Below are 14,790 nucleotides of genomic sequence, written 5' to 3'. Positions count from 1 at the left end.
TATACGCATAAAGTCATAATAATGCATTTATGTCACTTAATGAAACGAATTTTTGATGCCACCGAAATGCATAAATGCATAACCCCTTACCTTAACAGTTTCAGGGTTTAGATTTATTTCATAAATGCATAAAGTCATGTTTATGCTTCTATCACGGGTTGTAAAATAAGCTTGAATGTTTTGAAGCATAAACACATAAATACATAAAAGCATAAATTAAAAATGCATGTTCGCATAAATGCATAAAACCATAAGTACATAATACTCAATTTTTATATCTTTGGTTCGTTCATTCAAAATGCGGATGTGCAGCTTAGATTAGAATTGAGGCAGACAGGCGAATAGCCAGGAATGCATAAAAGTTTTTTTAACGTTGCAAGATGTACCTTTGTGCGACAAAAACCTCCCTCCGGTCATTTTTGTCTTCAAAAGTCATATTGCCTATGATTGAAGGAATCATAGGAAGACAGAAAAACTCGCAACTCGTTTTTCTTTAGAAAGTAGCATCCAAATGAAGAAGATGAACAAAGCAGCAAGTGATGGAACTAATAAAGGTGGGAGACCAGTTGGATTAGAACCAAGAAACAGAAGTATACATTGTAGGTTTACAGAAAAGGAACATCAGTTGATCGAGCACATGGAACGTGTTTTTAGCTTATCGAAAGCTAATCTAATACGAACAAGAGTACTTGAAAATGCCGAACCTTTGATTTTAGATGGGCTGGAATTTGCAAAAGAACTGCGGGCTATTGGAACTGAATTAGGTAGGGCAGGGAACAACATTAACCAATTGGCCAAGCACGCGAATACGCTTGAAAAGTCAGGGTTGCTTAATGAATCGGTTGTAACCAGATTTAATGTTTTGATAGAAAGTTACAATGTTGTACAAACTGAATTGATAAAAACGCTACGGAAAGTAACAAGAGATTCAGCAAAAAAATATAAAATATGATTGTCAAATTCCTTTCTTCTACTCCTAGCTTTTCTGGTGTTGAGTACAACACCAATAAGATGGACACGGGGAAAGGTGAGCTTATGGAGGCGCATAATTTCGGACAATTACAGGGAATAAGTGATCTAAGACCGGAAGACTATAAGAACTATTTAAAGGCTGTATCTTCCAAAAGCAACAGTATAAAAAATCCACAACTTCACGTTGCACTGTCTGCTAAAGGAAGTGAATTCGATAAATACCAATTAACGGACATAGCTGTAAAGTGGATGAACGAAATGGGTTATGGTCAACAACCATTTCTCATTGTTTTTCATAATGACACCAGTAATAATCATGTACACATAGTGTCAACTCGTGTTGATCAAGAAACAGGGAAGAAGATTGCTCATGATTTTGAACGTGTGAGGGGTATGGAAGCTATCAACCGAATTCTTGGAATCGGAGATAAGATTTCTTCAGATCTAAAATCAGCCCAAGAATATAATTTTCGTACAGAAGCTCAATTCAGTATGCTTCTTGAAAAGATGGGGTATACCGTTAAAAGTGACGGTGATACTCTTAGAGTTATTAAGTTTGGAAAGGAGCAAGGCACCATCCCTAAAGCAGAGGTTAAGCAGCTTGCAAAAGAGAATAAAGTAGATGATAAACGGCTATCTCAGCTGAAAGCAATAGTCGGCAAATATCAAAAGGTTTATGATGGAGCAGTTAAGCCGGTTCATGAGAATCTTCCTGGTGGTGGACAAGGTAGAATAATTGGATATCAATCACCATTGAGCGATTATCTCCATAAAAAATTTGGATTAGAGTCAGTATTCCATTTTAAAGATGACAAGTCGCCATACGGATACACCTTAATAGATAATGCAAACAAGAATGTCTTTAAAGGGAGCGAAATACTGCCTTTAAAGGAGTTTATTTCCTCAAATGTACTGATAGACCGGAATTGGTTTGAAACATCACTAGATGAGCTTAAAAAAGAAAATTCGTCTGTTATAGATCTTGATGAGATTCTTAAGACAAAGGAGTTTGAGAGACACGGTGAAAAGGTTCTTTCGAAAGACAAAGAGGTTGTATATACCTTTGAAAGATCGGATATAATTGACCTTATAAATAATCAAAGGAAAGAATCGCAGTATTCGGTATTCAGTGCGCAAGACAGGGCGATATTAAATCAGTTTCTTAATATCCCCATTGATCAGATCGAAATAGACTTTAAGGATGATCAAAAAGGGATGTACAGTGATCTATTAAAAGCAGCTGTTTATAACTATCCAACTGTAGAGGAAGGCTTGAAGGATATGAATCTTTCAGTAGTTGGCTATCGGAACAATTTATACTTGCTAGATAGCCAAAGTAACATATTTACAAACATTGATAATTTAGTAAACGAAGAAACAAAGAACATAATTTATCAAGAATCCTTAACGGGTAAGGCCAATCAGGAAGCTGATATGGCCGTTAATGTTGGAGGGGATCTGCTGTTAGAGCTATCAGATTACGAATCACAATCACAGGAAGAAAGTAGGGAATTCTCATCAGGGTTTCAGTTTTTCATGGCTAGTGATATTGATGATGAAGCGATAAATGGCCGAAACCGTCGGCGTAAAAAACACGCCAGGGGAAATTCTAGATAATAGTATGTATAGATATTAAATGATATGGTAATACTATTAGGTAATCAAAAAGGAGGTGCTGGAAAAAGTACCCTAACGATTTTACTTGCGAATTATTTGAAACTGGTGCATGATTTACCGGTCGCTGTAATTGACATGGATGATCAGCGATCAGTCGAAGATCATTATATGGATGCTCAGAAGTTGGAGAATCCAGAACTTTATGAAGTTGTAGGCTCAGACCTCAGTCATTTTCCAGCTCTGTACAAGGCAGTTTTTAGCAAGGCACCTGAAACTATCGTTATCATTGATTTACCCGGAAAGCTTGATGATGATAATTTAGCCGCTGTATTCCAAAAAGCAGATTTGCTAATTTGTCCTTTCATCTATGAAAAGATGACCTTTAAGTCTACCGTATTATTTTCAATGGTCTTAAAGAAGATCAATCCAAATATCAAAATGATGTACGTTCCTTCCAGGATCAAAGGTACTGTTGTCTACGACACAGAAGCCCAAGTAAAGGAGGTACTTAATCAGTATGGGCCAATTACGCCACCCATACCAGATAAGCAAATCTTTCAAAGGGTATCCACTTATGAGATTCCTACTAGGATGTATCCAGACATACTCCCTACAATGGATATGATTTACAAGGAAGCTATACTTCCTTTCATTACTAACCAAGATAAGAAGGACGGAGGTAAAAATGGCTAAGATGGATATTAAAAATTTAATGGCTCAGACACGGGAAATTGCAAGACAGCCATCTAAACAAACAGAAAAGGACGTTACTGAAGAGCCATTAGCTAAACCTGAAATTGAAGATAAACCATCCGATACAAGTGGTGTACCCGATGAATCTGAGATTAAAGAAAAAAAGCCTGCGCAAAAGCAAACGCCTACAAAGGAAAAAAAGCAACCGGCTGTAAAGGCTCCGGTTCAAGCTTTTACGGATAGCCCTCTGATCAATGCCATCAAAGAATATGATCCTGGGACGGAAACTCAGCGCATGACTTATATTATCAACGAGGCTAATTATAGAATTCTATCGGCCATCAAAGCTGAGAGCAAGACCTCTATTATGTGCCTGATAAACTTTTTCTTGGACGAAGCTTTGAAAGGAAGAAGCGAGGAAATAAATAAACTCATCCATAAACAATATAAAAACTTAAAACTATGACGTGGACATGGCCCCAATTCTTACTATGGTTAGGTATAGCATATTTTACCTATTATGCAGTTGTGATCCTTTACGATCTGTTTCTCAATAAGCCCAAAGGTGCTGACGATGACGATGTAGAGCTAGTACATAATGAAAATATCATTGCTAAGGATGCTGAATCAATTGAGGATCTTCCCAACACTTACAAAGGGCAGCCTTCAACTCAAACTCCGGTAGCAAAGCCAGCAGTTTTAATAAACTCACCAGAATTGTTAGAAGAGGATCAGGATCAGCTTGATGTTGTTGAACCTTTTAACGAAACATCATCTACAGGTGGAATCTTGGTAAAGGATTTATTTAGAATGCATAAGCAAGATGCCGCCCAATTAGCTAACAGTATTATGTTCTAAGGCTTATGAAAATATCTTATGTGTATTCGAGCACATTACTGTTAACGGTAATGTGCTTTTCTGTTTATGGGCAGCCCGGTATATCAGAAATGAACACCGCAGGAAGTACCATTAAAGGATGGTACCCATCTTTTTCATCGTTTTTGTTAGTAATTGCTGCCTGCTTCGGTTTGGTTGGTGGATTTAAAATCTACCAGCAATTACAGCAAGGAAGGGGAGATATGGATCGCTCACTTACCAGATGGATACTCGCTGCGATTTTTATGGGTCTTCTCGGAGGAACAATGAAAGCTATGTTTCTTTAAATAATCTAGAGGCGACAGTCTTTTTCCGGAGCGGAGCGGATCTGCACCAGATCCGGAGCTATCGAAATACAATTCAGGCGACAGAAGTTAACCAGGTTAACGAGCTGCAGGCGCTACCGGTTCCAGATTCAGGCGACTAAACAACATTCATTCTTATGAAAACAAAGATTAACCGAAGGTTAATGCTAATCATAGCATTAACCTTTTTTTTTAATGCGGCCTTTGCCCAGGAGGATAGCGGCCTACAAAATTATATCAGACCAGTGACAAATATTACCCTGGTAATTGGAGCTTTCATAGGGGCAATCGGAGGCATTAGACTTTACTTCAAAGCTCAGGACGGAGAGGAAGACGTTTCAGGTGAGTTTTGGAAATGGGCAGGTGCTTGCATTTTCCTTGTCCTTTCCTCCATTGTGGTCAAGCTCTTCACTGGCTTTTAATCCCTTTCAAATTCTTTAATCATTAATAATCAATCAATTTTTTTAAAACCCTTTATTTTTTTAATCATGAGTACAAATCAAAAACAAGTAGTAGTTCTAGCATGCCTATTGGCAGTATCAGCAACTAACGCAATGGCGCAAGGTGGTCAAACAGCAATCGAAGCAGCAACTACCGAATTAGGTGGTTATGTCGATGTAATTGCAAATGCTTTAATGGTAATCGGTGCTATTGTCGGTCTGGTAGGTGGTATTCGGGTATTCCAAAAATGGAATGGTGGAGACAAGGACATCAACAAGGACATTTTAGCGTGGGGCGGCTCATGTGTGTTCCTTCTGGTAGTACCAATCTTTATCAAAGCCTTCTTTATTGGTTAATCCATGAAGCGCACGTTTGATGTATCCAAGGGGCTGCAAAAGCCCCTTGTTTACAAAGGTTTTAAAGGCAAGTTTATCTTTTGGGGACTAGGTTTTTTAATCGGAGGTATAATTCTGGGAGCAATAGCCTCATCTACCATCAATACCTATTTTGGTGGTTTTGTTGGTTTGGCGTTCGCTGTGGGAGGTATCTTTTATACTGGAAACCGTCAAAAAGGGGGCTTGTACAACAAACCTCGTGATAGGGTCATTTACACGCCTCCTATAACCCTTCAAAAGGGACTTGGTAAAGTATACAGATCGAAGATTTATCTATTAGACTATTTAAAACATGGCAAAGAAGAAAGTATTTGAATTACCCTATATTGATGGTAATTACGAAAGGGTAGGGGACTTTGACATATATTATACCGAGAATGGGGATATGTCCGTAACCATCAAATTAACAAATCCAATTATTCAATATTCCGGATCTCCGGACGCTTACAATTCATTTCATGATCTTTATTCAAATCTGATAAAGGTATTAGGCGAAGGGTATCTGTTTCAAAAGCAGGATATTCTTGCTCGAAAACTTTATAAGGCAGGAGAGGCCAATGAGTTTTTACAGCAGAAGTACAACGAACATTTCACTGGACGAGAGTATGTAGATATATCGACTTATCTTACTGTCACCAAACTTGCTCCGAAGCGGTTTTTCATCTATGATAGAGGTTCATCTAAGCAGTTTGATCAAAGCATCAACAAAATCGTTGACATTCTAATCACCGCTAAAACGAACCCGAAGGTTCTTAATAAACAGGAAACAGAGACGTTCATCAAAAGAATTCTTACCATGAATTTTTCTGATGATCACATCATATATAATAACATGAAATCAACTCCCTCAGAGGTTGATTTTGGAGATAAGGTTGTTAGAAGTTTATCATTGGTAGACATTGACAACATTGAGCTTCCGAACCGGATCAGTACATATGTGGAGATGGGAAGCCCGGATGCAGTAAAGGATTTTCCTGCTGATATTTTCGCTTTTCTTCTGAAAGTACCGGATTTTAAAACCATCCTGTACAATCAGGTGCTGACGCTTCCTAATCAGCAAAAAGAGCTTTTAAAACTTGAACAGAAAAAACGGAGGCACTCCGGAATTCCTGATGCCGCTAATTATGTTTGTGTTAATGACATCGATACGCTTTTAGCAGATGTTGCTAAGAATAGCCAGGTTGTAGTAAGGGCACACTTCAATATCTTAATATGTGCTGAAAAGCCTCATATAGACAAAGCTACCAACTACATAATTAGCTCGCTGTTCAGACACGGCATTTCTCCTTCTAAGAATGCATACAACCAAATGGAATTATTCAGGTGCGCACTAGCGGGGAATGCTAATGAACTAGGTATTTACGATTGGTTCCTCACCACTTCGGACGCTGCCCTATGCCTACTTTTTAAGGAGGCCCTGGCGGTTGACGAGGTTTCTACATTCAAATTGAGATTCACTGATCGTCAGGGCATACCAATAGCAATTGACACCCTTGATAGTCCACGACTAAACAATAGAAATAAATTCACTCTCGGTCCATCAGGCTCAGGAAAGTCCTTTTTCACCAATTCAATGATCGAGCAGTACATGCAGCATAAAAATATGGATGTTGTTATTGTTGACGTTGGACACAGCTACAAAGGTATTAACGAGTATTTTAACGGCAGGTATATAACCTATACTGAAGAGAACCCTATAACAATGAACCCTTTTGTGATTAAAAGGGAGGAATTAAACATTGAGAAAAAGGACTTTTTAGGAACATTAATAGGGTTGTTGTGGAAGACTGCTGAAGGTACAGTTTCCGGAGTTGAAAGGGATTTGATTGCAGAGGTAATCAATAGCTATTACAGCAGCTTTTTTGATGGGTATACAGGATTAACGCCCAGGTTGCAGGAGCGACTAAAGAAGGAAGTTAAGGCGAAAATCGATGATCAGCAGATCTGGAAAACTGTAAAAACGTATTTTTCTGAAAAGGTTGGATCGCTTACCTATTTTGGTGCGAAAGCTAGTCTTGTCAACTCTGAATCTTATATAAATCATAAATATTCCCATTTAGCAACTGAGCTCTTTATTGGGGTTGAGAAACAACTTTTCAGAAGGTTCTATCATGCCGAGTACACACGTCTTTATGACTTGGAGCGGATGAAGGCTGATGAAGTAAGACGTAAGGAACATTATGAGAATCTTATCAGGGACTTGTCGTTTGACAGCTTCTATAAGTATGCGGTATATAAAATACCTGCTATCCTAGCTGAAGAAGAAGAGAACCCGAATAGTAGAGAATCAATAAACTTCAATTTCATCGAATTCAGGTATGTCTTACGTAAGTTTTGTACTGGTGAAGAGTTCGGGCATACACTTAACCAGAAAGTTGACGATTCTCTATTTTCAGAACGATTTATCGTTTTTGAAATCGATTCTATCAAAGGGCACAAGATTCTATTTCCGGTAGTGACATTAATCATTATGGACGTTTTCATTCAGAAGATGCGTCATAGGACGAGCTTCAGAAAGACGCTTATTATTGAGGAAGCCTGGAAGGCTATTGCATCCCCGCTTATGGCCGGATACATACTTTACCTGTATAAAACTGTCAGAAAGTTTTGGGGTGAAGCGATTGTGGTAACTCAGGAGCTGGGCGATATTGTTGGAAATGCTGTAGTGAAGGACAGTATTATCAGTAACTCTGATACCATTATTCTTTTGGATCAGACAAAGTTCAAAGACAATTTTAATGATATCGCTTCGCTTTTAAGTATCAGTGAAATTGAGCGAAGGAAGATTTTTACCATCAACCAGTTAGAAAATAAGGAAAACAGGGGGAAATTTAAAGAGGTATACATTAGGCGTGGGTCTGAAGGTGAGGTATATGGGGTAGAGGTGTCAGATTATCAATATTTAGCCTATACTACTGAGCATTCAGAAAAATCCGCTGTGGCTGTGTACGTGAATCACTACGGTAATTATCAAAAGGCACTAATTCACTTTGTTGCAGATCAAAAAGCAGCCATGATGAAAAGAGATCATTTTTGTTCGATGATCAACCGTCATGCATGTGTATATGCGCAAATCAATGAATCACAAGAGGCCATCCTCGTGAGCTAACACTAACTATTTACCTTTTAAAAACATGCCATGAAAATATTAATTTTTATGATGACCTGCCTATGCCTGGCCTTTTCTGCCAGTGCACAGGTCTATACAGATCCCGCAGTTTCTGCTGCAATACTTTCATCTAGCTCACAGCATAACAATAACCTCAATAAGACCAATGATCAGCTTACTTTGATCCAAAGGGGGCAGATGGCCATAACGAGTGAACTTGCTGTTGCAAATGGTATTCAGAGGGATATATACACCGGCCTGACTGAAATATCAGGCGCAGTAAAAACGGTGATGGGTGTTCAGCGAGCTGCTGACTATGTAACCAAGATCTTCGATAATGTACGAAAGTCAATTGAAGTCGCTCAGGGCAATCCTGCCTTATTGCTGTTTGCGGAAAAGAATGCCAGAGACTTTAGAAAAAGATCATTGGAGCTTAGCACCTATGTGACTGAATTTGCTCTTAAAGGGGGTAAAGCCAACTTGATGGATGCAGGAGAGCGAGCGAAAATAATGCGATACATCATCAATGAACTCATCCTTCTCAATGGCATTAGCTACGGAATGCATAGATCAATGTACTATGCAAAGCAAAATGGAATCTTTCGATCATTGAATCCTTGGCAAACATGGGTAAATAGAGATGCGCAGATAGCCAGGGAAACAGTTAGGGACTTTCAATATATAAATAAATGAAACGACTAATAGTTATCCCTATATTTTTCCTTTTGGTTCAATTAGGGTATAGCCAGACAAACGTTGTTGGAATTCATCAGCTTGTAGATGCCAACAAAGATGAGTTTGAACGGCAGAAAAAGGCGCGGGACAATCAGGCTTTGGTAAACGCCAACGAAGCGGTCAACAGGACACAACTTGAAAAGCTCCAGGTAAAATATGCTGAAATACAAGATCGTTATTCAACCCTCGGAACCGCAATAAGTGCTGCCAGAATCGGTGTCGATGCATATCCCCTCATCAACAACATCATCAATAACCAAAAAGCCATTATCAAGGAGGCAGGCGATAATCCGATTCTTTATGCTGTAGCATTTGAATCCGAGAAGCAATTTGTTCAAAAGGCAAACAGACTGGTAAACTATACGATCGGACTGGTTGCCACAATAGGCGATATCAATCAAATGAAAGCCGGTGATAGGACGATTCTTTTTAACCATGTAATAGTTGAACTGCGACAAATAGCAGCTATCTCCCGAAATCTTGCGATGACAATGGCATTTAACACGTGGCAGAATCAGCTAAAGAATGCTACTCCTTTTCATGGTTGGGTCAACAAAGACAAGGCAATTGTGGAGGATATAATGAGGATTTGGAAATCATATTAAGATCCTATGAAAAATTTATTCATCATCCTATTTATGCTCTTATGCTCTAAAGTGTCTGGTCAAAGAGTGGTATATGATAAGAATCATATGAACCAGGTATTAGCAAATCAAGCAGTTCGATTATCTGCTGAACAGGCACACCAATCGAATCTCAAAAGCATCGAGACTAGTGTTAAAAGCATCAATTTGAATGTTGCTTCAGTTGTTTTGATACAAGATGTTATTTACCGGTCCCTTACAGAGGTAAGGGAAGGTTTGCGAGATGGTCTACAAGTTAAGAATATGGCGATATATGTCAGTGATGTCCTGAAGTATAGTAATCAAATGATAGATCAGGCAAAAGGAGAGCCTTACTTATTGCTATTTGCTGAAGAAAATATGCAATGGTCTAAACGCCGGTTACTGGCATTAACGGAGGAAGTAAACAAGCTCGTGTTAACAGGAGGCAAAGAAGTCATGATGGATTATGTCAAACGGGATGAGTTGCTTGATATGATCAATCACGAACTTATCCTTTTACGAGCTTCTGTTTACAGGGCTTATCGAGCCATGCATTATGCAAAGCAAAACGGCCTTCTTAAATCTTTGAACCCCTACAAGAATTTTATTGAAAGAGATAAGGATCTAGTAAATGAAATTTTCCGAAACTATAACTACCTGCAACGATGAAACATTTAGCCATTCTTTTCTTGATTGCTTTGTCTATCAACGGATACGCCCAAAAAAAGATCAACGATAAGGGTATGACCCACCAGCAGGAGCGTATGGTATATAAACAATGGGACAAAAACAAGTTCACCCCATCAACTAAGGTATTAGGGGTACAGGTTAACCCTTTGTGGTTTGTCGTTTGGGGAATGCACCCGAACTACATCAAAACAGATCATAGACCATTAAGTCCGGCAGGACCTCAAACCATGCGCATCGGCTTGACAACGGCCATGAAGACCACGACCGATAATTATAAGAAGCAATCTGATACATTAAACACCACTGCCTTAAAAGAATACACGGTTCATAATAATATTTATGAACCTCTCTGGGATCTCTATTATAGTAAAGAGCTTGCACCTGTAATAAATTCTACCCCTGAAACCTTTCTTGCAGGCTTATCTCCTGAAGCCAGGCAATACCTTATAGACACCAAGCTTTACGAAAGGCATGTAATTAAAATGGCAGAGTTAAAAGAACGGCTAAATCTTAGCAGATCTGCTGTGGCTGAACGAGGGAATCGGATTTTATATTATCATAAGCTCATGTTGCAGTACCGCTCAGCAAACGAATGGTGGTTAAGCGTCAGAAATCATGTTCCCAAGGGATTGAGTATTAAAAAGAAAGTTGATCCAAATAAAGAAAGTCTGAATCTGGACTGGACACCGCAAACTGATAAAGAGCTTGCAGAAAAGGTCGTAAGAGAATTTAAGTATATAAACTAACACCTATCATTATGAAAAAAATACACCTGATATGTCTGCTCTTACTGATGCAGACAGGGTACGCCTTTTCTCAAGGCCCAGCCGTTAATGAAGACTATAAAAAAACCATCAATTTTTTACAGGGTGACGGAGTAACTGAGTCTGGTCCAATGGTATTAGTAGAGGAATTACGGAAAGCTATAATTCCAATATTCGATGTTTTTATCAAAGATGCTCAGGCGCTTGCTGCCGTCTTTATGATTATCTTCTTTGCGCTCAAAAGTTATGAGATGATGTCAGGAGACAAGCAGTTAGAGGTAATGCCACTGCTACGGCCTTTTGGACTCTTGATGGTTATCATTTGGTGGGGAACATTTGTCCAGATAGTAGCCTACCCAACGGAGGTTATCGCTAAAAAAGCAAAAGCAAAATTTGAAATTGAACAGGCAAAAGTTAATGACTTAAGATATCGCAGAGCAGAGCTTCAAATGAAGGTTGTCAATGAGCTGTATGCCTTAAGTGCAGAAGCAGAGGTGGCAAAAAATGATGCCGAAAAAGCCAATGAGGATGTTGGCTTTTTGGATTCTGCCTGGGATGATTTCAAAGGCGCTGTAATCAATCCAGTGATTGAATATCAAGAGAGATTAGAAATCAGTATGAAGCTGCTTGCAACTCAAATAACCGAATTATTCGGCCTTTGGACCTTGCGTACAGGCGTTTTACTCATTTTCGTTATACAGGTTATCTATGCCAGTATTCTGATCATTTTAGGCCCGTTCGCTGTTGCGGCCAGTATATTGCCTGCGTTTAGAGATAGTCTATCAACCTGGATTGCACGTTTTATTTCCGTTAACCTCTATCTGGGGATTGGTTATATTATAATGCTATTAGTTACCGTCTTGCAAAATTTTGCGATGAAAGCTGAAATTGCAAAATATCAGGAGCTTATCGGACTAGATGGAATGACCCCGAATCCCGGTGCACTTGCTGTATTTAATAATAACGGATTACTAAGCTTTGGGACAGTAGTCGTATCGTACTTGATTGGCGCTATAGCTATGTTCACGGTTCCATCCATTTCAACCTGGATTATTTCAACCTCCGGTATTTCGTCAGCAGCAGCAACCGCAGGAAGGGCAGCCTCCGGAGCTGGTCAATCAGCCGGAGCCGCTGTTTCAAGAGCCTTTACCAAGGTTTAATTCTATCCACTAAAACAAAATCATCATGCTAGTAAAAAAAATAGAAGATAAAATCAAATTATCCTGGTGGGTATCTTTCTCCACTATAATCGCCTGTACTATTATTTGTATCACAACAGCAGTCTACGCCTATAAGATGGTAGAAAGCTCCAGGAAAAACATTTATATACTCGATAACGGGGTGCCTTTATTGGCAAAACAAACTGATGGACAAATGAACCGCCCTGCAGAGTTCAAAGCGCATATAGATCTTTTTCACTCATTCTTCTTCAGCCTAACGCCAGACGATAAGTTTATCGAGTACCAAATGAAAAGAGCCATGTACCTGATTGATGAATCCGGAGCATTGCAATATAACAACCTCAAAGAAAAGGGTTTTTTCAACTCCATAATTTCATCAAGTTCTGTACTAACTCTTCAAACAGATTCCATTCAGTTGGATGTAGCTAATAAATATTTCAGGTTCTACGGTAAACAAACAATCGACAGGCGAAGCTCTCGTGTAATAAGATCGCTTATCACTGAAGGTAAGCTAAAGGAAATTCCGAGAAGTGAAAATAACCCGCATGGTGTGCTTATAACATCATGGAGAACACTTGAAAATAAAGACTTGCAAAATGTTTCAAAAAATTCGTTCTAACCGAGATCCTGAAAAGACTATTTGGAGTGAAGTTCACCCAATAGTTTCGCCCTACTTTAGCAAGGCTAATGCAGGTTTTTCATCTATACTGAAAAAGGAGGGTAAAGTTATTTATGCAGGTATGATCGTTCTGATAATCGTATCAGCAGTACTCTCGTTTTTTGTTTTAGACACCCCAGATAATCCCTTGGATAAACCTCTTCCTTCGGCTACAGGTGTACAGAACCTTCATCAAAGAGAAGAAAGTTTGCTACCTAAAATCGATATGCTTCAAAGCACACTGATGCTGCGAAAGAGTATTGATAGTCTGTTATCAAAGAAGGTGCTGACGCATCAAGATAGCCTCTCCCTTGTATCTGCAATCACAAAATTGGAGGCAATTGAAAAACAACTAAATCTTAAGAAATGAAAATCAACTTCAAGCAAGGGAAGTACATCTTCCCACTGGTTTGCTTACTTCCCATCTTTGTAATTTTTTATGTCTTTCAGAGTTCTGCGGCAAAGAATGTTAAGGTAGAAGAGAAACAAGAAGGGTTACAGGAAAACATAGCTGATGTTTCCGGAACCGTGAAGGATGGAAGCATAACCAACAAATTAGATGCGTTCCGTAATCAATATAAAGAAGGAGATGGGGCTACTGCTATCGGTACAATCGAAACCGATCCTTCTCAATTAGGAGATTCTCTTAGCGGAGAACCTGATGAGGAATATCTAGCGTCCCTGGATGCACAATCTAGTCCTAAGAGATCCTATAACCGGTCATCATCTGGAAAGAACAATAGGCGTAGTACGTCCCAGGAAGATGTGGCGCTCGCTCAGGCTCTGAATACCCTAGCTCAGGGGAGTAAATCAACTCAGAATAAATCAAGCTATTCACCACAAAGATCTGAAGCCTACAGCAACCAAAGTGAGCCATCACAGGCCGAACAAGATCCAATGGAGGTATTCAAAAAGCAGATGTCCTACGTTGATAGCATGAGCCGAGCCGGTGATCCGGAGTATAAAGCCGAACAAATGCGGCTAAAGGCTATAGAAAAAGCTGAAAAGGAAATGGCAAATAAGCCTAAACTAGCCGTTGTAAAAGTCGACGCAACACCTAAAGTATTCAATACTGTACGGATTAAAGAAAAAGAATCTTTCGTAAAAGCTATCATAGATGAAAATGTTAAAGGCTATGCAGGATCTCGGATCAGGTTGAGGCTACTTGAAGATATAACCGTTGGCGGTCATCTTGTCAAAAGAGGGACTTATATCTACGCTCAGATTTCAAGCTTTTCAGAACAACGAGTTGGGTTGTCTATTATCTCAATTATCAAGGAAAATAAAATCTTCCCTGTACGACTAGAGGTTTACGACTTGGACGGTATGCCCGGCCTGTATGTTCCGGCTTCAGAATTCAGAGAGTTTTCAAAACAACTTGGCGGTAACTCCATTCAGGGTGTAAATCTTGGGTCAGATCCACAGAATACCAGCCAATTCATGATGAGTGCTGTACAGAAGATGTTTACATCAACTTCCCAGGCCATTGCTAGCCTGATCCGTAAAAATAAGGCAAAGCTTAAGTACAACACTTACATCTATTTAATTGATCCACAGGAACTACAAAACCAACAAAGCAACTATTAATATGAAAAAGATACTGTTTCTTTTCATTCTTACGCTATGCGCAGGAATGACAGTCTGTGCCCAGAATGCTCCCTCCGGGATTTCTAAAAATGATTTACCAACCATCTATATAACTGATGATATTTCCATTCATTTCATCTCTCCTGAGCCGATACAATATGT

At 39.2% G+C, this 14,790-nt stretch carries 18 protein-coding genes; all 18 read left to right on the top strand.

Annotated elements, in window-relative coordinates; translation table 11 throughout:
- Nucleotides 1–520 precede the first annotated feature (520 nt).
- Nucleotides 521–952, top strand: a complete 432-nt coding sequence (locus BM192_RS20535; protein ID WP_037441125.1) for a plasmid mobilization protein — start codon at nucleotides 521–523, stop codon at nucleotides 950–952.
- Complete coding sequence (locus BM192_RS20530) at nucleotides 949–2,589, top strand: relaxase/mobilization nuclease domain-containing protein (RefSeq protein ID WP_074964132.1); 1,641 nt, start codon at nucleotides 949–951, stop codon at nucleotides 2,587–2,589. Before BM192_RS20535 ends, BM192_RS20530 begins: the two co-directional genes overlap by 4 nt.
- 24 nt (nucleotides 2,590–2,613) lie before the next feature.
- Nucleotides 2,614–3,282 carry a ParA family protein gene (locus BM192_RS20525; protein ID WP_074964131.1) on the top strand — a complete coding sequence of 223 codons (669 nt, stop codon included), beginning with the start codon at nucleotides 2,614–2,616 and terminating at the stop codon, nucleotides 3,280–3,282.
- Between the two features lies 1 nt (nucleotide 3,283).
- Entirely contained in the window at nucleotides 3,284–3,748 is a 465-nt protein-coding gene (locus BM192_RS20520) for a hypothetical protein (RefSeq protein ID WP_139218481.1), read from the top strand.
- Complete coding sequence (locus BM192_RS20515; RefSeq protein WP_037439763.1) at nucleotides 3,745–4,140, top strand: hypothetical protein; 396 nt, start codon at nucleotides 3,745–3,747, stop codon at nucleotides 4,138–4,140. Before BM192_RS20520 ends, BM192_RS20515 begins: the two co-directional genes overlap by 4 nt.
- A gap of 5 nt (nucleotides 4,141–4,145) precedes the next feature.
- The gene (locus BM192_RS20510) at nucleotides 4,146–4,445 is read left to right on the top strand and encodes a DUF4134 family protein (protein WP_074964129.1); all 300 of its coding nucleotides are present in this window, start codon (nucleotides 4,146–4,148) and stop codon (nucleotides 4,443–4,445) included.
- 155 nt (nucleotides 4,446–4,600) lie between these two features.
- Nucleotides 4,601–4,885 carry a DUF4134 family protein gene (locus tag BM192_RS20505; RefSeq protein WP_074964128.1) on the top strand — a complete coding sequence of 95 codons (285 nt, stop codon included), beginning with the start codon at nucleotides 4,601–4,603 and terminating at the stop codon, nucleotides 4,883–4,885.
- A gap of 66 nt (nucleotides 4,886–4,951) precedes the next feature.
- Nucleotides 4,952–5,260 (top strand): DUF4134 domain-containing protein, encoded by a 309-nt coding sequence (locus BM192_RS20500; protein WP_037439778.1) that lies wholly within the window; start codon nucleotides 4,952–4,954, stop codon nucleotides 5,258–5,260.
- 3 nt (nucleotides 5,261–5,263) lie between these two features.
- Nucleotides 5,264–5,614 carry a hypothetical protein gene (locus BM192_RS20495; RefSeq protein ID WP_070808201.1) on the top strand — a complete coding sequence of 117 codons (351 nt, stop codon included), beginning with the start codon at nucleotides 5,264–5,266 and terminating at the stop codon, nucleotides 5,612–5,614.
- On the top strand, nucleotides 5,592–8,408 hold the full coding sequence (locus tag BM192_RS20490) for a TraG/VirB4 family ATPase (protein ID WP_074964127.1): 2,817 nt from the start codon (nucleotides 5,592–5,594) through the stop codon (nucleotides 8,406–8,408). The genes BM192_RS20495 and BM192_RS20490 overlap by 23 nt, the downstream gene beginning before the upstream one ends.
- Before the next feature lie 30 nt (nucleotides 8,409–8,438).
- Nucleotides 8,439–9,101 (top strand): hypothetical protein, encoded by a 663-nt coding sequence (locus BM192_RS20485; protein WP_037440457.1) that lies wholly within the window; start codon nucleotides 8,439–8,441, stop codon nucleotides 9,099–9,101.
- Nucleotides 9,098–9,748, top strand: a complete 651-nt coding sequence (locus BM192_RS20480) for a hypothetical protein (protein WP_037440458.1) — start codon at nucleotides 9,098–9,100, stop codon at nucleotides 9,746–9,748. Before BM192_RS20485 ends, BM192_RS20480 begins: the two co-directional genes overlap by 4 nt.
- Nucleotides 9,749–9,835: 87 nt before the next feature.
- Nucleotides 9,836–10,417 carry a hypothetical protein gene (locus BM192_RS20475; protein ID WP_139218479.1) on the top strand — a complete coding sequence of 194 codons (582 nt, stop codon included), beginning with the start codon at nucleotides 9,836–9,838 and terminating at the stop codon, nucleotides 10,415–10,417.
- On the top strand, nucleotides 10,414–11,184 hold the full coding sequence (locus BM192_RS20470; RefSeq protein ID WP_074964126.1) for a hypothetical protein: 771 nt from the start codon (nucleotides 10,414–10,416) through the stop codon (nucleotides 11,182–11,184). The genes BM192_RS20475 and BM192_RS20470 overlap by 4 nt, the downstream gene beginning before the upstream one ends.
- Before the next feature lie 11 nt (nucleotides 11,185–11,195).
- Nucleotides 11,196–12,362 (top strand): TraJ family protein, encoded by a 1,167-nt coding sequence (locus tag BM192_RS20465; RefSeq protein ID WP_037440461.1) that lies wholly within the window; start codon nucleotides 11,196–11,198, stop codon nucleotides 12,360–12,362.
- Nucleotides 12,363–12,387: 25 nt separating this feature from the next.
- Complete coding sequence (gene traK / locus BM192_RS20460) at nucleotides 12,388–13,002, top strand: conjugative transposon protein TraK (RefSeq protein WP_037440462.1); 615 nt, start codon at nucleotides 12,388–12,390, stop codon at nucleotides 13,000–13,002.
- Nucleotides 12,980–13,411 (top strand): hypothetical protein, encoded by a 432-nt coding sequence (locus BM192_RS20455; RefSeq protein WP_074964125.1) that lies wholly within the window; start codon nucleotides 12,980–12,982, stop codon nucleotides 13,409–13,411. Before traK ends, BM192_RS20455 begins: the two co-directional genes overlap by 23 nt.
- On the top strand, nucleotides 13,408–14,628 hold the full coding sequence (gene traM / locus BM192_RS20450) for a conjugative transposon protein TraM (protein WP_037444021.1): 1,221 nt from the start codon (nucleotides 13,408–13,410) through the stop codon (nucleotides 14,626–14,628). Before BM192_RS20455 ends, traM begins: the two co-directional genes overlap by 4 nt.
- Nucleotides 14,629–14,790 lie beyond the last annotated feature (162 nt).

This window comes from Pedobacter antarcticus, assembly GCF_900112985.1.
GTDB lineage: Bacteria > Bacteroidota > Bacteroidia > Sphingobacteriales > Sphingobacteriaceae > Pedobacter > Pedobacter antarcticus.
This window is presented reverse-complemented; position numbering and strand designations above follow the sequence as displayed.